Below are 25,226 nucleotides of genomic sequence, written 5' to 3' on the forward strand. Positions count from 1 at the left end.
ATGAAGACCCCTCAATCTTTACTTATTAAATGAAAGTGCAATATTTTTTCCGAAAGTATATAAATTACCGTAGTTGTAATATTTAACTTGCTCAAATTGTGATTGAACAACATTTTTCGTATCGAAAATGACTTTGTCTTTCATACCTTCAAAATCTTGATCTACTAAATTTTTGAATTCTGAATGGTCACTCAAAATTAATACAAGAGATGCATCTTTAACTGCTTTTTGAATATCTTTTTGGACAAAACCTAGCTCAACATGTGGATCATATGCTTCTACTTGAATATCATTTTCTTTTCTCAAATCATTATAAATATCAAATGCTGGCGATTCTCTGACATCATCTACATCACCTTTATAAGTTAATCCAAATACAACAACCTTATGACCATTTAAAGTTTCTAACATTTTCTTAGACTCATTAATAACATATTGAGGCATTGAACGATTAATACGTCTACCTTCTTGAATGAGATTCGTTGTTTCTGGATCTTTAGCGATAATAAAGTATGGATCAACTGCTAAACAATGACCACCAACACCTGGACCTGGTAAGTGAATATTCACACGTGGATGTTTGTTCGCCATCTTGATAACTTCTAATACGTTAATATCTAAATGATTACATACCATCGCAAGTTCATTTGCTAGCGCAATATTCAAGTCACGGTAAGTATTTTCCATTAACTTACTCATTTCTGCTGTCTTAGCATTTGTTTCAATCATTTCACCTTGTACGAATGTTCCATATACACGTTTACCCGCTTCAACACATGCTGGCGTTATACCACCAATTATGCGATTGTTATGAATAAGTTCATGTAATATTTTTCCTGGTAACACTCTTTCAGGGCAATGTACTAAAAATATATCTTTACCAATTTCAAATCCTTGGCTTTCAAGATATGGTTTAACATGATCATCCGTTGTTCTTGGTGCTATCGTAGATTCTACAATGACCGTATTACCTTTTTCTAAAAATGGTACGATAGATTCAACTGCACCCATTACTAACGAAATATCACATGATTCATATTGATCATCATTATTTGGAGTTGGAACTGCAATAATAAATGCATCTGCTTTTTCAGGTTGCATACTTGCTTTGAATTTATTTTTAGCTAACACTTCTTCATAAGCTTCTTGTAAGCCAGGCTCTTCAATATGAATTTGACCATTATTTAATTTATCTACTGCTTCTTTATTTATATCGACACCTACAACATCTACACCATGTTTCGCAAACATAATTGATGTTGGTAATCCAATGTATCCTAAACCAATAGTAGTTAATTTCATATTATATCCATCCTTTAATAATTAATTGTTAAGCTATTACTTTCGTAATGTTAAATATATTGTAACTTCTATGAATACAATAAACAGTCGTTTAACAGATACTTAAGGAAGGGTTTACACTCTTTTATCATTGTTTACAATTGCTCAATATTTTGTGTTAAAAATAGCCCTTCGATCATATAAATTCATATGATTGAAGGGCTTTATAGATTAATGATTAAGTTCTTTAAAGTATTGTTCGATATCTTTCTTTATTTTAGGACCAAACGTTTTAGAGTAACTATTTGATATATGTCCTTTGTCCATATATACAATGACGTTACCTATAACAGGTGCAAACTTTCCATCTTCTTTGAAATACGATGTATAATCTACATATTTTGTTTGTTCTGGCTTTTGTTCAAGTTGATCCCATTTAGATACTTTTGGCAAACGTTGTTTAGCATTCATCTTCTTAATCGTTTCTTGTTCTCCGAATTTATCTAATGTTTCTGGAACATTAAACTCATATCTCGGATTATCTCTTATAGCCATAATTGGTGTTTTTGTATTTGTAATGTTTTGATATTGTTTTAATTGTAATGGGTCGATTTGTCCATTTACATCTGTACTTGAATCTGCAGTTGTTACAACTAAATCGACATCTTGCTTATCAAGTTCTTTAATTAAATTTTTATTCCACTCGGTACAATCTCGGTCACTGTCATTCGTTGTTAATACACAGCCACTTTTCGTCATGCTTAATACTCTATAATTTCCTTCTTCAGCTGCTTTTTGAAGTGCGCCTAACCAATGTTGTGCGTGAGAGCTCCCTACTAAAGCGATTGTCTTATCATAGTTTTCTTTTTTACCGTACTCTCCAACTAGAACTTTTGATTCACCTATTTTTTGATGAACTTTGTCTCTTGTAGAATCAGGTGATTCATTTCTGATTTTTGAAAACTCTGGAATTGCTTCTACACCTTCTTTAACTTTTACATGCTTTTCTGCAGCCATTGCTCCGGGATAATTTTCACTCAATGCTACTTTTTCTTTTTCAAAAGGATTATTAAAGATAACGAAATATAAAGATGCGATTGCCAATAACTGTATCGCTAATCCAATTCCTAATTTTTTGAATGCAATTTTATCTGAAGATGCTGATCTAATTGGCTTTTCAATATAACGTGTCATGAAATATGATAATAACCATGATAGTAAAATCATACAAATACCTAATACAATTCCAGGTCGTTCATTATTATGATACTGATAAAATGATAAAATCACCCAATGCCATAAATATAAGCCAAATGACAATCCGCCAATCTTCACCATAATGGATGATCCTAAGAATTTCTTAACACCATATTTAGTTTCATAGTTACCAGAAACGAGTATAAATACGGCACATAACATTGGCCATAGTGCAATATATCCAGGAAACATTGTTGATACATTAAAAATAATACCCGTTAAGATCAAGCCAATTAAACCTAACCATCCAATTAAACTTGCTACTAGACGATTAATTTTAATTTTATTAAGGTTGATTGCTAATAATCCGCCGAGTGAGAATTCCCAAACTCTTGTAAATGTATGGAAATATGCCCAAGGTTGATTGACGTGCGTTAAATAAATAGAATAGGACAATGAAACGATAAATAATGTACCTAAACAAAGATTTATGACATTAATAACTTTAAGGTTAGTGTATTTTTTATATAACATAAAAAACAAACTAAAGATGACAAACCATATAATATAGAATTGTCCTTGAATCGACATTGCCCAAAAATGTTCAACTGGCGTCTTCATTTGATCTTTATTTAAATAATCTGTACTCGATAAAGCGAGTTGCCAGTTTTGATAATAAAATAAAGAAGCAAAGATTTCTTTTATCGTTTTACCTAGTATTGATTCTGGCAATAAGAAAAAGCTTAAGATAACCGTAACAAGTAACACCGTTATAACAGAAGGGAATAACCTTTTAATTAATCCTGTTATGTAAGGTATAAATTTAAATGACCCTGTTTTATTGTATTTAGAAATAATGGATGTGGTAATTAAGAATCCTGAAACAACGAAAAATACATCGACGCCCCCAGACACTTTCCCAAACCAAATATGATATATCGCAACTAATAATGCTGCAATAACTCTTAGCCCCTCAATTTCAGGTCTAAATTTTTTCTCTAGATTAATAGGATTTGTCTGCATATAAAAATCTCCTTTAAGTATTATACAGTTGTAAGTATATATATAAGGATATTTATTAGAAAGACAATTAATTAATATTTACAATATCTTAACACCCTATTAAAAAATCCCTAACAATTGGCTTGTTAGGGATTGAGGTTGTTGCTTATTTAAAATGCTTGTTTAGATCTTTCATGAATTGCTCATAAATGACATCTCCGTCGAAATCGTTACTTCTTTCTAAACCTTTTTGAATGACATTTTGAACATCAGAATGATGATAATTTTCAATAACATACGCAAGTTGCTTTCCATATTGTTTAGCATCTTGGTAGTCTACTAAATAACCATTTTTTTGATTTTCAATTAAAAATTCTGGACCATAACAGCCCTTATAACTGATAACTACATTTCGTTGATACATCGCCTCTAATATAACAAGTCCAAAACCTTCAACTCTCGATGGAACAGCCGTAATCTTACTTTCAGCTAATACTTTTGATAATGCGTTAGTAGTAGGCTTAAGTTTCACAATATCTTGAATATTATATTGATTGATCAATTGATGGAATTGTTCTTTTTCTTGTCCATCTCCATATAATTCTAATTGAAATTGGTGTTTTCGCATTGTGTCTTGAATTAAATTGATACTATCCAGTAACAAATCAAACCCTTTTTCATGCTCAAATCTACCTGCAGCAACAATTGTATTATATTTCTCTACATTATATTGAGTTTCATTTAGTATATTTGGAACAATAATCACTTTAGTATGTGTTAAACCTTGTTGATAATCTTGTTGATCCTCTTTAGTTAATGTCGTCACTAAATCAAGGTGTTCATAACTTTTAAGTATATCTTTTTGATATTGCTCATCATGTGCATATAAATACATATGTTCCATACCAATTTTAAATACCGACTGACTTGCATATTTGCTAACAAGTATATTGTAACTTGCTCGTGTACCTACAATAATATCTGTATTCACATTCTGAATGGCTTTAACAATTTGTTGCTCAATATGACTTGAAAATTGATGAAGTCCAGGTTCAGACGGATGAATAATTTTAGGACTCAAAAAAGGTGTATACTTATTGATTCTATTTACAAATATATTTTTCAACCCTTTGATGGTTTTGTTATATTCAATAATGGGTTGAATTTCTATATTTTCATGCAACTTAAAATAAGGTTCATCACTCGCTTTAAATACTGACAATATTTTTACAGCGTGACCTTTTTTACTTAATTTATTTGCCAGATTAGAAATTGATTTCGTCGTCCCACCCATATGATAAATATTGTGAACTAAAAATGTAAAAGATTTCATATAAATCCTCCTTTTCAGTCCATAGCTTGTTCTATCAATTGCGTGATAGTTTCGTATGACTGATTATTTTTGTTGATAAATTGATCACTAATCGTATGATAATCATTATTCATAATTGCATTAAACAATAATGACTTTTCAAAATATTGATTATCATTGATAGTTTCATAAACTTCTTTATATAAACCACGGTTATAATCGTAATTATTAAAATCCGGTGTATATAAATACACTTTTTTATCAATTGTTAATGCATCAAATACAATTGAAGAGTAATCACTAATTACAATGTCTGAAACAAGTAGTAATTGTTGTGTTTCAAACTGTCTTGTATCGATATAATTATACTGTTTATTAGCATGATCTTCTTCGTGATATTTATAAATGATGTTATATTTCGCTTTCATCTCATCTGTAAATTCTAATAAAAACTCTTCTTCTTGATTATCTCTCCATGTCGGCGTATACAGAATTGTTTCTTTTTCAGTATTTAAATTTAACTGTTGTTTGATTTGATTTATTTCATTAGAAATTGAGTGCTTCTCTAATAAATATTGGTTTCTAGGATAGCCACATGCAACAAGTTCAGTTTTTTCCATTGGAAATGCGGATTTAAATACATCGTTTATAGATTCTACATCCGTTATAAAATAATCTTGTTTAATTAATTTATTATATTTACGTGCTCGATAATTATAAATATCAATATTTTGTTTAGGTTCTTTGCTATCTAAGAATAGTCGTTTTAAAGGTGTACCATGCCATAACTGAATGATTGTACCATTAGGTTTAAGTTGATCTGGCAAGTAACTTTCAAGTATCACTACGTTAGCTTCCTCTATAATTTGTTTCGTATCAGAATGAGAAGGAGAAACAAAGTGATCACCTTTTTCTTCGTCCGTAATAAAGTAAACCGTATATTTAGGATGTTGCTTTATTAAATATTCAAATAAATATTTTGAATTACCTCTGTAACCATAATCGAAACCTAAAAATACAATATGTGGCTTAATTTTCGTCTCATCTTTGTCATATATGTTAATTGCTTTCATTTGTTTTTGTTGTGCCGTATGACTTAATTTTTGATAAGCAATCTTCGGTAATTGAAATTGTGATTTTGCTATCACTTTATCAATCGCTCTGGCGATTGAAGGAATTTGTGTTTCTCTCGCTTTAAACAATGGTGAAATGCCATTTAAAAGTGCTGTTTTATTTAAATAAAATTTCTCTTCATGACTTAGACTTTCATTTTTAAATGCTGATAAACAGCTTGCACTTAGTTTACTTTGTTGAACATAATCAAAAATAACGTGAGCATCAATTTTAATTTCATCTAAGTGGAAAATTGCATTTAATGTAATATCAAATATCGTTTCCCACTGATAATTAGAAATTAGCCATAATAGCTCATCTTTCTTAAAAATGATATTTGGTTGAAGCGTTATATTATTAAACCAATCAGCAACTGTAATAAATGCCTTTCCCATATATCTACTATCGTTTGTATAATAACCATTGTTAGTATAATCAACAATATAAGATTGGTTATCCAATTCTAAATTGTTCAATACATCTTCCCTAACTCGCGTATTTTTATCTATTAAAATAATATGATTTTCTTCATGACATTCTGTAATTATATAATTTTCTAAATTATGCTCGTCATGAATATTTATAATTTTAATCATTTTACACCCCATATATTTTAAGTTATACAATAAATTGACTTCTTTATTTATTCATATTACATTATACAAACAATGTGAGACAAATTTGCCACATTGTTTATACAATTTGATTTTTTAAATGAATGGAGTTAATTTATGTTATTCAAAAGTAAAAAGCTTTTTTCAATTATTGTCACAACGTATAATAATGAAGCTAAAGTAGAACGTGCGATTGATTCAATATTAAACCAATCTCTAGATGCAAGAAATTACGAAATCATCATAGTAGATGATCATTCTACGGATAATACTCAAACCTTAATTAAAAACTATGAAGCTAAAAACATCAAATTTATCATATTAGACGAAAATTCAGGTGGTCCTTCAAAACCTCGTAACATTGGTATTGCAAAAGCAACCGGTCAATATATTTATTTTCTAGATGCAGATGATTATTTAGCAACAGATATATTAGCAAGAATTGCTAATGACGATAAACTTCTTAAATCAGACATGATTGTTGGTAGAACGTTACGTCAAAATGACCATTCTTTAACTGTACATGCTAGATTTATGAGTAACGATAATCGTTATAATTATAACATCAATGACATCCCATATATATATAATCACTTTGGTCCACCATCAAAATTTATTAAACTAAGTCATATTAAAAAACACAATATAAAGTTCCCGGAAAACTTACATTTCGGGGAAGATAAAATGTTTTTCACTAACTTGAGTCCTTATATTAAAGATGTTTCTACGGTTACAGATAATTGTTCAATTATTGACAGAACAACATCTAATGAATCTCTTACAACGGGTATAGATTTCTATGAAAAACGTGATTCAGATTTAGAAATTATTCAACATTTACTAAAACAAGAATCAAACACTAAAAACATTCGATTGTTAAATCGATATTTAGAGTATGATTTATTGAAAAGTTGTAATAGTCATGTATTCCTAAATAGTGATAAACAACAACAAGTTCGGTATTTTAAACAACTGAATGAGCTTTTCAACCAATCATATATAAAGTCAGATATCATTCAAACAATCAGTCAAGAATATACAGACGCAATTACGTTTATTCAAAATAATGATTTTGAGTCATTTATCAGTTTCTTTACGTGGCTTAAAAAACAACCTAAAATAATTCAAAAGCAACATAAACAAACAATGTTAACTGATGCTAATGAAAGATTCACAATACCATTTCAACAGGCAACGTTATTAAACATAGCTGAAGTAGACAAATCCATCAAAATACAAATTGAAATAGATGGTATAGATATTGAAGAAATACGTAACTTGTCTCTTATGTCTCGAAAAGATTACAAAGATGATATCGTTATTAAGAATATAGAAGTCCAAGATAAGCTCTTAACCATCTCTATACCTAAAACTGAAATCAATAATAAACCAGAATCAATATATAACTGTATCATTGTATATGATGGATTTAAGCATTTAAATATTAAATTTGGGTATGATAAGAAAATCAGTTTAACGGATAAAAAAGGTGTTTTCTACCCTACTATAAATGGAAACCTTTCGTTAAAATTAACGAATAAATAATAAAAAGCAGAACTGCCAGAAAATACATCGTCAGTTCTGCTTTTTTTATTTAAAATAATTTATCGACAATTTGTTTCGCTGCTGTTCCTTTTTCAAATGAACAGAATTTATCATAGAATTTATCATATTTATCTTTATATGATTCATTAACCGTTTCTATATTTAGAATAGCATCTATTAAGCTCTCATTGTCTTTCAACAATGGACCTGGTGCTTCGTCTTCGAAGTTCATATAGAATCCTCTTAAATTATCTTTATAATGTTCTAAATCATATGTGAAGAAGAGTAATGGTTTTCGTGTATTAGCATAATCAAACATTACAGATGAGTAGTCTGTAATACAGATATCACTAATTAAATATAAGTCACTAATATCTTCATAACTCGCAACATTATAAATAAAGCCTTCTAATGATTTGTCGATAATAATATTATTACTAATAATGATATGCGGTCTTAATAGTAGTACGTACTCGTCTCCAAGTTTTTCTTTCATTTGATGTAGATCTAATTTTAAATTAATTAAATGTTTTTTCGCAGATGATACTTCGTCATCTCTAAATGTTGGTGCATATAATATCACTTTTTTATCTTTAGGAATTGAAAGTTTACGTTTGATAATATGTTGTTTTTCTTCAATATCACTTTCATTTTCATAGAAGATATCATTACGTGGATAACCTACTTCTAATATTTCTTTATTAAAGTTAAATGCAGATTTAAAGCAACTCGATGCATATGGACTTGGTGAAACTAAATAGTCCCATCGTGACACTGAACGATTAATTCTGTCTATATACCCTGCATCTCTACCTTTAAAATCATCGACATCATTTAACATTTTCTTCAGTGGCGTACCATGCCATGTTTGAATATATGTTGTATTTTTCTTCTTCTCAATATAATGAGGGAAGTTCTGATTATTAATCCAGTATTTAGCTAATGATAAATATTTATAATAACTTGGGCTTAAACGTTTCACTGTTATAACATTTTCATCATCAAATGGATATATTTTATTGGATACCCATACGATCTTATAACCTTTATCGAGCGCTTTAATTTGATCGTAAATCATTTTAGGACTATCCGTTACTTGTTTACCTAAATTACTTTCTATCACAATTAGTTTTTCATCTATTTTCCCAAATCTTACAAGGAATTTATTCATATAGGACATAATATCAAAGTATTTTTTATGTCTTCTAAATCGTTTAAACACATGTTGTGAAAGAATATCATATTTTAAAGTATCCTTTATGATATTTCTACGTTTAAATGATTTAGCCTCTTCATATATACGCTGTGAATTGTTTGTATCTTTATATGCTACAAAGTTATTAGCTTTATTGATAATTTGTTGTTCATTCTTGAAGCCGTTATTAACATAATGGTTAGCCGCTTCTAAAACTGCTTCAACATTATCAACAATTTTACCAGGTAGTTCTTTATCAAGATCTAAATGCGATGGTAATTTACCGATAAATCTATCTCTATCAAATTGATAGTAAATAACTGGTTTTTCTAAGAAACTAAAGTCAAACGCAACACTTGAATAGTCTGTAATCATCAATTTACTTTCTTTAATAAGTAATTGAACATCTACTTCACCTTGTCTAATGACTTTAATGTAATCAGGTATATCAAAATATTCAACAAATGCCTGCATATTAGGATGTAAACAGAATATGATATCTACATTTTTTGTTTGAGCAATTGTTTTCCATTCTGGTCTATTCAATAAGCTATTATAATTTTGTAGATAATCAGATTCTAAAAGACTATTAATATTTGTTATCCAATCACGCCATGTAGGTATAATTAAAATTTGATTTTTAACTTCTACGTTTTCCTTAAATAATTCATCAAATCTTGAGAGACCTGTAACTTTTGCTTGATATGAATCAAATAATAAATCTCTATTAACGATTTGTTTTTCTCGATTAGAGCTTGTGATAAACATATCAACATTAAAGTCTTTCAGTTGTTTACCATTTATCTGTGTTAAGTTTTTAGCACCTAATACACCATGTTGTAAGAAGACGCGTTTAGCTCTAATTTTTTTCACATAACTTGCTTCATGACTTGGGAACAATAATTCTGTATGATGCGTACTGCAAATAATATCTGCTTTAATCATAACTTCGAAATGTTTTTTTGATTTAAAATCAATGACATTTCCATATGGTTCTACGTTTTTTCGTTCTTCAGAATTTTTATCAATAACATAATATACTTCTTCATTTGGATGCTCAGTTCTCATATATTTAAAGAAATGATAGCCATTATCTTGGGCTTTATATGATTTTTCACCAATCACCCAAACTTTATTTTTGTTCAAATTGTTTTTGATTAATGTTGGATAGTCGTGCATTAATTTTTTGTATGCTTCATAATCTTCTTTTGCATATTCATTAATTCTAAATGATAGGTTTCTACCTTTTATCGTGAAATATGGTATAGCCGTTTTTACAGTTTGCCCAAGATCAATTGATACTTCACCTTTAGCAAATCTTTCTACCATAATTCTTGGGTTACCCAATTTTACATCTATTACATTTTTAAATTCATTTACTTTAATATTTAAGTAGATATCAATAATATCTTCAGAATCAAAGTCATTTTCTAAATACTGCTTAAGTTCATTAAAAATATCAATTTCAAAATCATAACTTGTAGAATTTAGTGACTTATACACATTAAATACAACTGGATCTAATGGTATCTCAATAACATGCTCACTTAACCTTGAAGTGATTCTTATATGAGCATATTCAAGTGTTGAATTTTGAATTGAGAACTTCCCTTTTAAAAATGCTTGTTTATTATTTATGATAATTTTATCTATATGTCTTCTTGCAAAATAAGTAGACACTGGTAATTCTGGTTTTAATGTGAATTGTATAATTCCGTTTTTAGTAATATACGGGGTAATAGTCGCTTCATCATGAATAACTGTTTCAAAGTTTTGTATATTATATTCATATTTTTTTATGTTTATTTTTTGAATGGATTGTGTAATACCATCAGATCTTTCTAGTAAAATAAAGATTGTTTCTCTATCATACTGTGAAAATTTTTCTAAAACGTCATTCAAATTAATTTTAAATTGATTTTTGATATTGGTTTGTGGAATGATTATTTCATCAAATTCATTTTTTATATAAACATTTTTAATATTATCCAATGTTTGATCAAACTCAAAGACTAGTAAATCGCGTTCTTGATAAATATTTAATATTTTCATATTTATTGAAACTCCTTTTCTTTATCTAGAGTGCCGATAATCTTTTCACTTACTCTTTCAGTTGCTCCTCCATCATCAAGTTGATTATATTTATTATTGAATTTTCTATAATTATCAGAATGTGGAATATCTACATATTGCATTGATTTAATATACTCAATTAATGCTTCACTTGTTTCAAATACTGGTCCTGGTAAATCTGATTCATACGGTAAATAAAATCCTCTAATATCGTTAGCATATTCATCTTTATCATATGCAAAAAATAAGATTGGTCTACTTAGATTCGCATAATCGAAATAAACAGACGAATAATCTGTGATTAATACATCACTCATTAAGAATAATTCGTTGATATCATTAGCATTAGATAAGTCATACACATTTGAATAACTTTCTAAATTCAAATGTTCTGATACTAAATAATGTGCTCTTATGAGCAATACATATTCATCGGATAGTTCTTTACTAAACGAATCTAAATCAATCTTCAATTTAAAATTGTAATTACCTATATCTGTACGATCATTATCTCTCCATGTCGGTGCATACAATATGACTTTTTTATGAGAAGGAATATCATATTTTTGTTTGAGTTGATTAATATAATCTTCATTATTTAACTGAACTAAATCATCATTTCTTGGATATCCTAAAGTTAAAATCTGTTCTTCTTTCAGATTAAAAGCAGATTTAAATCGTTTAGTAGCAGTTTCACTAGGAGATATTAGGAAATCCCACCTACTTGTTTCTTTATTAAAGCCATAAAGATACTCTTCAAGCGTAATTTCGGGAATAGAAATAACCGTTTGATCATTAGCCAATTTCTTTAAGGGCGTACCGTGCCATGTTTGAATAAAAAGTTGATTTTCTTTTTTCTCAAGTTGGGGTGATAATCTCGTATTAGCAATCCATACCTTGGCTTTATGATATACTTTGAAATATTGTTTAGTATTTTTTTTAACTGTTTCTATATTTAATAATCTAAGATTTTCATCTAAATCATTATTATCCGTTACTACAATATGTTTATAATTAGGTAGTGCGTCTTTTAAGTAAAAATAAAGCATCTTTGGAGAGTCCGAAAATGCTCTACCATTAAATGATTCATAAACAATAGTCTTGTCTACCTTACTTGGATTAAAATCTAAGACATAGTTTTTAGAGCGTAAAATGGATAAAGATTTACGAAACTGTGATAGCATATAACTATATTTATAATCTCCTCGTTTCATAGCTTTACCTTCTAAATATTTAAAAACACTTTTTTTAGGAGTGCTGTAGTTAATCTTTCTTAACAAAATTGACAAACCATTTCTATTTTTTAGTATAAAGTCAAATTTATAAGGAAATAGAGGATTGAAAACTTTGTTGAAATAATAAAGTAATTTCTCTTTATCTGTAGAATTGACATCTTCTTTATTATTAAAATATTCTATCGTACTTTTAAATGAATTTTCAGTCATTAAAAATAGTTTTTCTTCCATAGATACTCCTCTAATTCATAATTTACATTAAATTAACATATTCTATTATAATACACTACATATTTATAAATTTAAACTGATGACTATTTAGCGACTTGTATAATAAATTTATTTATTTCAATATATACTTCTCCTATTAAAATACCTTCAAAATAAATTTACAAACTTTGCAAACTATTTACAATAATACATATATATATTAATATTAAAGATATCAAATAATGGGGTGAAATAATGCGTAGAGTAATTACTTATGGAACATATGATTTACTACATTACGGTCATATTGAGCTTTTAAGAAGAGCTAAACAGCATGGAGATTATCTAATTGTTGCTTTATCAACAGACGAATTCAATAAGTTGAAAAATAAAAAATCATATTACAATTATGAACAAAGAAAAATGATGCTAGAGTCTATTAGATATGTTGACTTAGTTATTCCAGAGAATAATTGGGAACAAAAAACAGAAGATGTAGAAAAATTTAATGTTGATACATTCTTAATGGGACATGATTGGGAAGGCGAATTCGACTTCTTAAAAGACCATTGTGAAGTGATTTATCTTAAGAGAACAGAAGGTATTTCAACAACTCAAATCAAAAAAGAATTATACGGTAATGACTAGAACACATCAATGTGTTCTTTTTTACAATATCAAATGTAAAAAAATAGCATTCATGGTAATATAATGTAAAAACATCAGGAGAAGAACATGAAGAAATTAAATAAACTTATATTATGCATCATCGCTATATGCCTTATCATCTTATTAAGAGATGTCTACCAAGCTCGCCAATATAAAAAAGAGCAATCACAAACCCATATTTATAAAAAACATAAAGAAAATAAGCAAACATCTAAAATGAATTTTTCAGAGGAAAGAAAAATTGATAAGTATTTAAAATCAAAATCTTTTAATGGTAATATAACCATTTATAAACATAATCAACCATTAATGAGTAAAGCATATGGTTTCAGGGATATTGAAAACAATATAAATAATGATCGCAAATCAATGTACCTACTAGGGTCAGCTAACAAATTTATAACAGGTTTAATGTTGAAATCGTTAGAAGATCAAGGGAAAATCAATATTAATGACAATGTTAATAAATACATACCAAACTTTCAAAATGTATATCCTATTACCATTAAAGATTTAATGTTGCATAGAAGTGGCTTAGCTAAAGCAAAATTCCCAACTAGTGCAATGGGCTTAAATGGTGCAATAGAAAGTATTAAATTAAATGGTGTTGTACCCCAAAATTATCATAATTATTTTTATAATGATGCAAACTACATCACAATTGCTAAAGTCATAGAAAATGCTACAAAAAAATCATACGCACAAAACTTAAATGAACTTATCATTAATAAAGCTCATTTAAAATATACTGCTCGTTATGACGCAATTACTCAACAAGAGTTTATGGTAAAAGGCTATAAATTTAAAAATAATCAATCCATATATTTCTATCCATCCACTTTGGATAAATACGATGGTGCTGGTAATATCTATATTTCAACAGATGATATGGCTAAACTAGTAAGTCAATTTAAATCAAATAAATTACTTTCTAAATCATCAACTGATAATTTACTATCACAAGCCTCTACAAATTTATATCCTAGCCCTTATAGATATGGATTTTATAGTTACCCTAATCACCAAAGATACAGAGGCATATTTTATCAAAATGATTTTGTAACATATTCTAACAACGAATTTATTGTTTCTATTGCTAGCAATAAATTGAATGACCATTATCATGGTGACACTGAAAAAATTTTAAAGCACATCTTTAAAGATATACTCAAACAAAAATTATAAAAATAGAGAGTGGACATTGTCCGCTCTCTATTTTTTTACGATAGATTTAATTTCTTTACCTAAAATAGGTCCGAAAGATTTTGAATAAGTGTTTGTCATATGGTCCATATCACGATACACAACAATATTACCTATAATCGGTCTATAATTGCCATTCACTTTAAAGTATTCTGATGGATCGAATTTTGGTAATTCTTTGCTTGTTTCTGATAGTTTTTTCCAATATGAAGTATCTTGTTGGTTATTTCCTTTATTCATAAGTTTAATTGTCTCTTTTTCACCAGATTTTTCTAGTTCTTCTGAAACATTAAAATCATATCTAGGAATATCTCTTATTGCCATTACTTTTATATTATAATCATTCTTAACTTTTAATAATTCATCTACCATTTGTTGTTGAATCTTATCGCTATTTGAGTCAGCTGCTGTAACATGTGATAACACTAGATCAATATCATCAGATTTCTTTAAATAGTTTTCGACATTTTTAACCCATTGGCCTTTTAATGAATTATCATCATAACCTGTAGAGAATCTTGTTCCAGATCTTGTGATATTAATCACTCTGTAATCATGCTCTTTTGCCGCTTCAATAACTGCTCCTAACCAATGTTCAGAATGTGAACTACCTACTAAAGCAATTGTTGCTTTGTAGTCTTTTTTCTTACCATAAATACCAATCTTTAAATCTGATTTTTTTAATCCTTGATTTGAATCATCTAAGTGTGATTGTGGTAAATCATCAAATACATTGGCAAATTCAGGCTTAGGATCATTTTCTTTAATTTTTTGTTTTGATGTTGCGGCTAGTGCTCCTGGATAATCTTTCGATGCTAGTGTTTTATCGTCAGATATTTTCACATATGCATTATGAGAGACTAAACCAGCGATTAATATGATATTAGCTAATGCAATAATACCTATTCTCTTAAATGCGACTTTATTTAAATTTGCACTTCTTATAGGAGTTTCAATATATTTAGTCGTAATAAATGACAGAGCAATTGATAATACAATGATAAGTATCCCTGAAATAATACCAGGTGTTTCTGAAATATTGTATTTGTAGAATGATAGCAATACCCAGTGCCATAAGTATATCCCGAATGATACTCCACCTAGTTTAATCATAATCGGCATAGATAAGAAGTTCTTAACACCGTATTTAGTATCTTTATTACCTGATAAAATAATCAATAATGCACAAGTCATAGGCCATAAAGCAATATAACCTGGAAACATTGTTGATACATCAAATAAAGCCCCCGTTAAAATTAAACCAATAAGACCAATCCATCCAATAATTTCTGCTGTTAAATTATTGATTTTAATTTTGCTTAAGTTAATACAAAGTAAACCACCTAACGCAAATTCCCAGACTCTCGTAAATGTAATAAAGTATGCTAAAGGTTGATTAACTGCTGTTAAATATACTGAGTATGCAAAGGATACAATAAATATAAAACCGAGTAAGTAATTTACTATTCTCTTTCCATTTACTAATTTATATTTTTTTATTATGAATAATATAAATGTAAATAATAAGAACCAAATGATATAGAATTGTCCTTGAATGGACATTGCCCAATAATGTTCAAGTGGACTTTTCATTTGGTGTGCATCTAAATAATCTGTATTACTAATTGCCAACTGCCAATTTTGATAATAGAACATTGATGAAATGACTTCTTTCATTGTTTTATCAAAAATGGTTGATGGTAAGAAAAATATACTTAATATGAGAATCACTAATATAATAATAAATGCAAGCGGAAATAAACGCTTCATTATTTTAGATATGTATGGCCAAAACTTAAATTCCCCTGTTTTATTGATTGTAGATATGATTGATGTTGTAATCAGAAATCCTGATACAACAAAGAAAACATCTACCCCACCAGATACTTTACCAAACCAAATATGGTATATAGCGACTAATAAAGCTGCAACAATCCTTAGGCCTTCAATTTCTGGCCTAAACTTTCTTTCAATATCAATTATATTTTTATCCATATTTTAACTCCATTTTAATTTAATTTGATATGCAATTGTAAATTATATCAAACAATTAACTATTGTAAAGTTTATGTATATTTAATTAATAAATAGAAATATTGATTCGATACTAGAAATTAATATATGAAAATAAATAAAAAATACTAACAACCATTTAAGGCAGTTAGTATTTTTTATAATTTAATGAGATATTTTCTTGCTTTTATTTCTTATATTTCTTAAATTCATTTTTGTCTTAAGTTTAAATAGTTTGAGTTTATAAGAACGATAAGTTTTTTTATCAATTTGCATATCTAAATTACTTGCCACTTCTTTAAATCTTTCAAAATTGTAAGTCGCAGCAATTGTCAATACGAGTTCTTTTAAATCTTTCACACTATTCGTTTGAAGTGGTTGAACGACTTTTAAATAGTTAATTGCTGGATCTATAACATGATTTAAGTTATCTACTTTCATAAAATTATTTCGAATTAAAAAGTAAATAATGAGATAATCCATTCTATAACTATAATAGTTACTCACTTTTTCTTTTAAATTACTTAAAATGTCCAAAGTTCTTTTTCTAACTTCAATGGCATCATTTAAATATTTTTCAATATTTTTGTAACTTGTCGCTACTATTGAGTCTTCAATACCTATATTATACAAGTACGCTGAATCATCTAATATTGTAATACGACTCTTTGACCAAGCTTTTAAATTAAAGGTATGCTCTTCACAAAAAGTAATATCTTCATCGAATCTAATATTTTCTAATACGTCATGTTTGTACAGTTTACCATACGGTCCTATTGATTGGGTAACTTCTGGTGTTAAGTTTAATGTTGTATGATCTACAGCTTTTAAATCATTGTATGTTTGAATCGGCCTAATCTGATCACCAATTAAATGAGAAACCTTACCAACCACGATATCTGTATCATTCCTTTTTATCGCTTCAACCATCTTGTCGATAATACCTTCACCTAATTTATCATCTGCATCACAAAACATAATATATTTACCTTTTGCGATACTAATACCTTCATTTCTTGTTGCCGCAGCACCTTTATTTTCTCGATTCACAAGTACAATATTAGGATTATTAATTTTGCTAATTACATCTGCACTATTATCTTTAGATCCATCATTAATACAAATAATTTCATGCTCATAATGACTTTTAATTGATTTAATGGTTTGCTCTATTGTTTTTTCTGCATTATAAATAGGGATGATGACACTTACTTCCATATCGTTAAGCTCCTTTGTTTATAAAATCAACTAACTTCCCAGTTGCATCGAAGTTTGTATATTGATGCCACATAGGTTTAATTTCATTATTAATTCTATTTAGATTCACAAGTTTATAAAGTGTTTCTAAATCATAAGCTTTGTTCTCTTTCGTCATTTCATAATAGTATTGATTAAGTCCTCTCATTTCATCATACTTTGATTCATCATAACTATAGAAAATAATCGTTTTATTTAAAAGTGCGGCTTCAATACTTAATGAACTGTAATCTGTAATGATGATTTCTGCCATTTCAACTAGATCTTGTATATCTCTCGAATCTGAATCATGTGAAGTAATGCTTGGATGTAATTTAGTCACGAGTTCGTATTCAGGGCACATTTTTTCAAATTTCTGTTTATCTATCATATGAATTTCATTTGTATAATCTCTATAAGTAGGAACATATAAAGCTATTTTTTTGGATTTAATAGGATACTCATGTTTATCTTTATATTGGTCTAACCTTGGTAAGCCAAATGGTAATATTTGATCGGGCTCGGCATCTAAACTTTTAATAAAGACATCTTTCATAATATCTGAACTGACTAGATAATAATCTGTAAAATGATAAACAGATAAGTAATTTTTTATCTGTTGTTTATCCTCAAGATTAATACTTTTATCTTCTAAACCAAATTTCTTCAAAGCACCAGCAGCATGCCAAGTTTGTATAACTTTTTGTTCTGGCGTTTTGCTGATACTGCCTAATAATAAATAATATGTATCGATAATTATTATTTTACTGCTTTTAATTGCTTTAATCTGTTGTAAGACATATTTATTACTTAAGTTTACCACTTTATCTACATCTATATCATTCAAAAAATCAATCCACTTCGGATGCGCAATTACCGTAATATAGTATTCTTCTTTCTTTAATGCTTCAATAACAGGTAACACATCTTCTTTAAATGTCATAAACACCACGACATTTTTACGTTTCACATTACTTTTAAATAATTTATTAAATATAAAAATAATAGAAAGGTAGACTTGTTTAATTATGCTTCTTACCACAATGACACTTCCTTATATAAAATTTACTAAAGTAAAAATTGACCAAAAGCAGCTATATATTGAGATAAAGGCTGAGACAATCATTAACGTCTCAGCCTTATCATTTATTAATCATTTTAAATAAAGTCAGCAAATCTTTGTCTAAATCTAACATGTAATATTGCACCTACTACAAAGAATAACACTGTTACACATAAATTATAAAGTAATAATTGCCAATGTTCTATGAAGTACCAATTATTATATAATATTGCTGCTCTGTACCCTTCTGCAAAGAAGAATACTGGATTTAATTTCATAATCATTTCAATCACTGAACCTTTATCAGGTACCCAAAGAATTGGTGACATGTAAAATAGCATTCTCAAAATAGCTTGCATTGCCATTTGTGTATCTCGAATAATGACACCTAAAGTCGATGTTAATAACGAAACAGAAAATGCAAATAAATACACTAAAGGTAAGTATATGAATAATTGTAAAATATAAATCGAAGGTATAATACCGGCAGGCATACATAATAAAATAATAATTAAAACTAAAATAATATGACCATAAAATCTACTTGTTAAAATATATGCGGGTATTGCAGATAAAGGGAAATTCATTTTTGCTACTTGATTAAACTTAGTACCTATTGATTTAGTCCCTTCAAGTATACCTTGGTTTACAAAGAACCACATACTAATACCAACTAATAAATATAAGATAAACGGTACACCATGTACTGGGTCATTCTGCCTTATACCAAAACCAAATGCAAACCAATATACAAATATTTGTAGTATAGGATTAATAAGTTCCCACGCTAATCCTAAATAATTATCATGATTCGAAATTTTTAATTGGAATTGTGCTAATCTTTGAATCAAATAAAAGTTTTTGACGTGCTCTTTTATTACTGTAAAAACAGCATGCATGAATATCACTCTCTCGCTAAGACATTTATAACTTAATCTTTAATATAGCATCAAATGAGCATAGATGATATATTAAACTTTAGGTTAATCTCATAATTATAGAACATATATAATTTACATGATTCTAACAGAATTTACAATAAATTTACTAAACTCATAAAATAATGCATAATAGAAATGTTAATAATTATAAGGAATGAAGTACATATGAAAGAATCAGTTATCATTAATAATTTAACAAAAGAATATAAAATTTTCCGTAATAACAAAGAGAGATTAAAAGATGTTTTTTTACCAAAGCATCAATCACAAAGATTTTTAGCGCTTAATGATATATCATTTACTGCTTACGAAGGCGATATTATCGGTTTAGTGGGTATTAACGGATCAGGAAAATCAACATTAAGTAATATTATCGGCGGCTCATTACAACCAACAGACGGTATAATTGAACGCCACGGTGATGTTAACGTTATTGCAATTAACTCTGGTTTAAACACGCAACTAAACGGTATAGATAATATCGAATACAAGATGTTATTACTTGGTTTCTCTAAAAAACAAATTAAAGAACTTACACCTCAAATTATCGAATTCTCTGAATTAGGTGAATTTATATATCAACCTGTCAAGAAATATTCAAGCGGTATGAAATCTAAATTAGGTTTCGCAATCAATGTAACTGTCGATCCAGATATTCTTGTAATTGATGAAGCATTATCTGTAGGTGACCAAACATTTACTAAAAAAAGTTTAGACAAAATGAATCAATTTAAAGAAGCTGGCAAGACTATTTTCTTTGTTAGTCATAATATAGGTCAAGTTAAAGATTTTTGTACAAAAATAGCTTGGATTGAAGGCGGCAAATTAAAAGAATTTGGCTCTACTGAAGATGTACTTCCAAAATACCAAGCATTCTTAAAAGAGTTCAATAAAAAGTCAGCAAAAGATAAAAAAGCTTTTAAAGACGAATTAGATGCTACACGTTTTTATTTCAAATAACAGAAAGCACGTCACCTTTATCAATGAAGGTGACGTGCTTTTTTACTCTACTCTATAATTCCCTTTTATCATTGCGTTAATAGAATTTCTACCAATTATAAATCTAGAAAATGGTATAAATGACACAACAACTGCTAAGCCTACACTTAAAGATAAAGCAAAGATATACGTTGCAATATTATACATAAAGAATTGATCTATAAAATGAAATGTATATTTTGCCATGTAATAGACCATAATTTTATGTGTTAAGTAAATAAAGAATGATATTTCACCTATAAAATATAAAAAGCTTATATTAAAGTTAGACAACTTTTTAGAAATAACTAAGATAACTATAAACGCTAATGCTGAATATATTAAAATATCATAACGGTTAGATTGAACGACTGTTACATCATTTTGATAAATTGAATAAATAACTAAAAGTGTCATGGCACTTAAACTTCCTACTAACCACATAAACTTCTTCTCCATAAACGATAGAACTTCATTGTAGTATCTACCTAAGTAAAACCCAAATACAAAATAGAATAACCAATAAAGAATATTCGTTCTATGGAATAACGGGTAAAATTCATTCCACCAATTCGTATACGTATCATTATCGTACATTAAATATGAATGTGCGAGACTGATCGTAAAGCTGATGACCAGCATAACAACTGGATTAGCTTTACTTAATGCTTTATGGAACATTAAATGTAGAATATAAAATTGGAATATGACAATGACAAACCAACCATACCAATTCCCAATTAATAAATTTTCTTTAAACAACTGCCAGAATGTTTCTTCATTTGCATCTACTTTATACTTTGTATACACATAAAATGTTCCAATTGAAAAGTAAGGAATCATAATATATTTAAAGCGTTTGACTAGAAAGTTTTTCGGTAATTTATCTTTATAAACCATTGAAATCAGTGATTCTGACAAAATAATAAAACACGGCGTTGCAAACAAAATTAATATTTGGAATGTTAATACAATCATGCGATTATGATCTTGTAATTCTACGTCTCTCAAATAATTTGATAATATATGCACTGCTACTATAATTAAGCAAAATATTGCCCTGGCATATGTAATTTCATGTTTTCTATTCATAAGTACTCCAACTCATAATTTTTTGTCACTTATGAAGATTACATGATTTTAAATTAATTGTAAAATAATTATATAGTCTTTTTATAACTAAACTTTTGTTGGATAAATCTTACATTTAATTTATTGCTTTTCAACAATAATCTTTACCATCCCTTGTTGATTGATACATTTAATCTTATTATCTTGAAGTACTTTTTCTAATGTTTCATCTATATAAATTGGATTTTTGTATCTCACAGTATAATGTTGCCACTCAACATCTTCTAACAACCATTCACATACAAGTTGGCCGGGTACAATTTCTTGATGGATTGGATTTGAATCATGAATAATAGTTAAATATTTGTTAACAAGACTAATATCCAATTTCATACTATACCTCACTTTCCAACGAATGTTTGCTTGAGTCGAGTGTATATGTTATCTCCACTTGTAATCGTCAAACTAAATTCGTAAATCGTAAACGACTTTACTTTTTTTATTTTCTCATTTTTTAATTCTGCTTTATAAATTGTATCAACATCTATTGCTTTATACTGTTCAACTGATGTTTCTTTTAAGTAAATCTCTTTTTCTAAAAAACGCTCAAACATTGAAAATTCCGGCCATATACTTGCTAAATACAATACTGGCACAGCGCAGTTATTCTTTTTTATAGGAAGTATTTTTTTATATGCTTCAACATCTTCTTTGTTGAAAAAGACGTCAATTATTTCGATTCCATCTTCTAAATAATGTTGCATGTCCCATGCCGCCTCCTATTCCCATTGTTGCTATCGATGTCTCAATTTCTTTCATATGATATAAACGCGTAACGAGGCTAGCACCACTAGCTCCATATGGATGTCCAATAGCTAATGCGCCACCATACAAATTAAATTTATCGTCTGGAATATTTAACATATCTTTTGAAGCAAGAACTTGAGAACTAAATGCTTCATTAAATTCAACACCGTCAATATCGTTCATTGTTAAATGTGATTTCTTTAATAAACTTTCAACAGCAGGTACTGGACCTATACCTAGTAATCTAGGATCTACACCTTTTACAGAACTATCGATAAATTCCAGTCCTTCGCGATAACCTAAAGCAGCCGCCTTTTCTTTACTCATAATTAAAAGTAATACCCCACCGTCATTTTTCATGCAACTATTACCTACTGTTACAGTCCCATCTTTAATAAGTGGTTTTAAACGTGATAACGTTCTTAAAGTTAATTTAGGTTTAACACCTTCATCATGTTGGATCCATTCATTCCCTACTTTAATCGGATAAATTTCATTTGATAAATAACCTTTTTCCATAGCTTTTATTGTCTTTTGATGACTATTGTATGCAAATTCGTCCTGGCTTTCTCTAGAGATTTGATATACTTGCGCAACATTTTCAGCCGCTTCAATCATTGAAGGGTCTTCTCCATCAGGCGCAAATGAAGCACGCTCAAAAAATTCTGGTGCGTCATAAACTGATTGTGGTCTTTTGATTTTCCAAGGTGCTCGACTTGTACTTTCAACACCACCAGCAATATAAACTTCACCAGCACCTGCTTGGATCATTCTACAAGCATAAGTGACCGCTTCTAATCCAGCACCACATTGTCTATCTATTGTGACACCAGGAATATCAACCGGCAAACCTGCTTCTAGCAAAGACTTTCTTGCGATATTACCTCCATTACCTACTACGTTTCCTAAAACAACCTCACTTAAATGTTCAAGTGCCTCAGCATGATCAGATAACAAATATTCATATAAAGGTTTCAAGAGTAATTCGGGTTCTAACTGTTTAAAAATGCCGCCATATTTACCGAATGGCGTTCGTTTTGCAGCTACAATAACTGGTCCCATGCTTTTCCTCCTATCTCATAAATAGATTTCATCTTATATCTCGCTATCTTTCCACTAGAAGTATATTTCATCTGTTTAACTCGTATCATTCGAGATGGTATTTCATAACGACTTAACCCACACGCTAACAAATACTCTTTCATGCTTATATATTGCAAATGATCTTTACCTTTATATAATAGAATTGCTATTTCTCCAAATTTATTATGTTGCTTACTTATAATAATTGCCTCATCAACAATATCTAGATTTAATAATTTTTGCTCAATAATCTCTGGATATACGTTTTTACCACCAATAATTAAACGGTCACTTTCTCGTCCATATAAGCGTAGTTCTTGGTCTGCAGAAATTGATGCCCAATCGCCTATTTTAATCCACTCATCGTGGACTTCTTCATTCAAATAACCACTAAATGTCATGTCACTTTTGACATATAACCTGCCTATATTATTTTCATCTTTGTCTTTAATTTGAACTTGTACAGAAGGAAATAGTTTACCTACAGATTCTGAATCTGCTTGTCCATTAATATTGTAACTAATAAAGCTCGCTTCAGAGCTTCCAAAGAATTCAATTAAATCAATATCAGGATACTTATATTTAAATTTTTCAAATATTTGTGTAGATAATTTTGCACCTGATGAAAAAATGCTCGAAACATTCATTAAATGAACGTTATGATTCAATAAACTATATAGCATTGTAGGCACAATAAACATCGTTTGATTTTTACTAAATATATTGATTAATTTATCTAGTATTTGCGTATTAAATTTCTTTTGGCCAATAAATGTTCTACCTGTACATAATGCATAAATCATAGCGTATAGTGTTAAAGAATGTGCATGTGGTCCAGGTGCTATAATAATGTCTGTATGACCATTGAGTAAGTCTTCATTATATTTAAATGATTGAATCCAAGATTGATGATTCCTCATATATGCTTTAGGAATACCTGTCGTCCCAGAAGTAAATCCAATATGTAAGATATCTTGAGGTAATACCGTATTATTTTCTATTTGTCGATATGTTACCTTATTGCTGTCATCTACTAATAACGGAATATGATATAACCTTAATAATTCATACTTTTTCTCTTCAGCTATATAAGGATCTAGGACGCACGGTATAAGTTCACACTTTAAAGCTGCAATATACCATTTTATAAACTGAAGTGGATTTTTCATTGAAATACCAATCATGATATGTTTTGGATATTGTTTTAACGTTGTGGCAATTTTTTCAGATTCTATCAATAAATCGTTATAAGATAAATGCATCTCATCAATATACATGGCAATTTTATCTGCTTTTGTATTTAATTGTTGATTTATAAGTTCCAGTACTTGCATGATCATACCACCTACTTTTATTGTTACCTTTATCATATCATTTAGTTAACA

At 28.7% G+C, this 25,226-nt stretch carries 19 protein-coding genes; 4 read left to right on the forward strand and 15 right to left on the reverse strand.

All coding sequences use genetic code 11. The annotated features are described in order from the left end of the window. Positions 1–18: 18 nt before the first annotated feature. From LQ677_RS02220 to LQ677_RS02235, 4 genes are all read right to left on the reverse strand, one after another. Positions 19–1,302, reverse strand: coding sequence for a nucleotide sugar dehydrogenase (locus tag LQ677_RS02220; RefSeq protein ID WP_126477807.1), 1,284 nt, complete (start codon positions 1,300–1,302; stop codon positions 19–21). A gap of 210 nt (positions 1,303–1,512) precedes the next feature. Next, positions 1,513–3,501 carry an acyltransferase family protein gene (locus LQ677_RS02225; protein ID WP_239748061.1) on the reverse strand — a complete coding sequence of 663 codons (1,989 nt, stop codon included), beginning with the start codon at positions 3,499–3,501 and terminating at the stop codon, positions 1,513–1,515. 145 nt (positions 3,502–3,646) lie between these two features. Continuing rightward, entirely contained in the window at positions 3,647–4,813 is a 1,167-nt protein-coding gene (locus tag LQ677_RS02230) for a glycosyltransferase (protein ID WP_191836185.1), read from the reverse strand. A 14-nt stretch (positions 4,814–4,827) separates the two neighbouring features. Beyond that, positions 4,828–6,501, reverse strand: coding sequence for a CDP-glycerol glycerophosphotransferase family protein (locus LQ677_RS02235; RefSeq protein WP_239748062.1), 1,674 nt, complete (start codon positions 6,499–6,501; stop codon positions 4,828–4,830). 135 nt (positions 6,502–6,636) lie between these two features. On the opposite strand from LQ677_RS02235, the gene LQ677_RS02240 reads away from it, so the two are divergent. Next, positions 6,637–8,064, forward strand: a complete 1,428-nt coding sequence (locus LQ677_RS02240) for a glycosyltransferase family 2 protein (RefSeq protein ID WP_191836745.1) — start codon at positions 6,637–6,639, stop codon at positions 8,062–8,064. 49 nt (positions 8,065–8,113) lie between these two features. On the opposite strand, the gene LQ677_RS02245 is transcribed toward LQ677_RS02240, so the two are convergent. Further along, positions 8,114–11,311: a CDP-glycerol glycerophosphotransferase family protein gene (locus LQ677_RS02245; RefSeq protein WP_191836746.1), complete on the reverse strand. Its 3,198-nt coding sequence runs from the start codon at positions 11,309–11,311 to the stop codon at positions 8,114–8,116. Between the two features lie 2 nt (positions 11,312–11,313). Further along, positions 11,314–12,798 carry a CDP-glycerol glycerophosphotransferase family protein gene (locus tag LQ677_RS02250; protein WP_051575416.1) on the reverse strand — a complete coding sequence of 495 codons (1,485 nt, stop codon included), beginning with the start codon at positions 12,796–12,798 and terminating at the stop codon, positions 11,314–11,316. 234 nt (positions 12,799–13,032) lie between these two features. Between LQ677_RS02250 and tagD the strand changes: the two genes are divergently transcribed. Together tagD and LQ677_RS02260 are read left to right on the forward strand one after the other, a co-directional pair. Next, positions 13,033–13,425 carry a glycerol-3-phosphate cytidylyltransferase gene (gene tagD, locus LQ677_RS02255; RefSeq protein WP_037588940.1) on the forward strand — a complete coding sequence of 131 codons (393 nt, stop codon included), beginning with the start codon at positions 13,033–13,035 and terminating at the stop codon, positions 13,423–13,425. An 87-nt stretch (positions 13,426–13,512) separates the two neighbouring features. Next, entirely contained in the window at positions 13,513–14,631 is a 1,119-nt protein-coding gene (locus tag LQ677_RS02260) for a serine hydrolase domain-containing protein (RefSeq protein WP_191836709.1), read from the forward strand. Positions 14,632–14,658: 27 nt separating this feature from the next. Here LQ677_RS02260 and LQ677_RS02265 read toward each other — a convergent pair whose 3' ends face one another. The 4 genes from LQ677_RS02265 to LQ677_RS02280 all read right to left on the reverse strand — a co-directional run bounded on the left by LQ677_RS02265 (position 14,659) and on the right by LQ677_RS02280 (position 19,860). Continuing rightward, a complete protein-coding gene (locus LQ677_RS02265) occupies positions 14,659–16,644 on the reverse strand; it encodes an acyltransferase family protein (protein WP_191836710.1) in 1,986 nt (661 codons plus the stop codon). 183 nt (positions 16,645–16,827) lie between these two features. Further along, entirely contained in the window at positions 16,828–17,880 is a 1,053-nt protein-coding gene (locus tag LQ677_RS02270) for a glycosyltransferase family 2 protein (protein ID WP_191836711.1), read from the reverse strand. Between the two features lie 4 nt (positions 17,881–17,884). Beyond that, on the reverse strand, positions 17,885–18,940 hold the full coding sequence (locus tag LQ677_RS02275; protein ID WP_037588934.1) for a CDP-glycerol glycerophosphotransferase family protein: 1,056 nt from the start codon (positions 18,938–18,940) through the stop codon (positions 17,885–17,887). 116 nt (positions 18,941–19,056) lie between these two features. Beyond that, the gene (locus LQ677_RS02280) at positions 19,057–19,860 is read right to left on the reverse strand and encodes an ABC transporter permease (RefSeq protein ID WP_037588933.1); all 804 of its coding nucleotides are present in this window, start codon (positions 19,858–19,860) and stop codon (positions 19,057–19,059) included. Between the two features lie 207 nt (positions 19,861–20,067). Between LQ677_RS02280 and tagH the strand changes: the two genes are divergently transcribed. Beyond that, on the forward strand, positions 20,068–20,862 hold the full coding sequence (gene tagH, locus LQ677_RS02285) for a teichoic acids export ABC transporter ATP-binding subunit TagH (RefSeq protein ID WP_037588932.1): 795 nt from the start codon (positions 20,068–20,070) through the stop codon (positions 20,860–20,862). A 42-nt stretch (positions 20,863–20,904) separates the two neighbouring features. Here tagH and LQ677_RS02290 read toward each other — a convergent pair whose 3' ends face one another. From LQ677_RS02290 to LQ677_RS02310, 5 genes are all read right to left on the reverse strand, one after another. Beyond that, positions 20,905–21,972, reverse strand: coding sequence for an acyltransferase family protein (locus LQ677_RS02290; protein ID WP_191836712.1), 1,068 nt, complete (start codon positions 21,970–21,972; stop codon positions 20,905–20,907). A 120-nt stretch (positions 21,973–22,092) separates the two neighbouring features. After that, positions 22,093–22,344 carry a hypothetical protein gene (locus LQ677_RS02295; protein WP_191836713.1) on the reverse strand — a complete coding sequence of 84 codons (252 nt, stop codon included), beginning with the start codon at positions 22,342–22,344 and terminating at the stop codon, positions 22,093–22,095. An 8-nt stretch (positions 22,345–22,352) separates the two neighbouring features. After that, positions 22,353–22,715: a hypothetical protein gene (locus LQ677_RS02300; protein WP_239748063.1), complete on the reverse strand. Its 363-nt coding sequence runs from the start codon at positions 22,713–22,715 to the stop codon at positions 22,353–22,355. After that, positions 22,678–23,820: a thiolase family protein gene (locus tag LQ677_RS02305; RefSeq protein WP_037588929.1), complete on the reverse strand. Its 1,143-nt coding sequence runs from the start codon at positions 23,818–23,820 to the stop codon at positions 22,678–22,680. The genes LQ677_RS02300 and LQ677_RS02305 overlap by 38 nt, the downstream gene beginning before the upstream one ends. Beyond that, positions 23,802–25,211, reverse strand: a complete 1,410-nt coding sequence (locus LQ677_RS02310) for an AMP-binding protein (protein ID WP_239748064.1) — start codon at positions 25,209–25,211, stop codon at positions 23,802–23,804. Before LQ677_RS02310 ends, LQ677_RS02305 begins: the two co-directional genes overlap by 19 nt. Positions 25,212–25,226: the final 15 nt, after the last annotated feature.

It is taken from the genome of Mammaliicoccus sp. Q-M61 (assembly GCF_022386055.1).
Lineage (GTDB): Bacteria > Bacillota > Bacilli > Staphylococcales > Staphylococcaceae > Mammaliicoccus > Mammaliicoccus sciuri_A.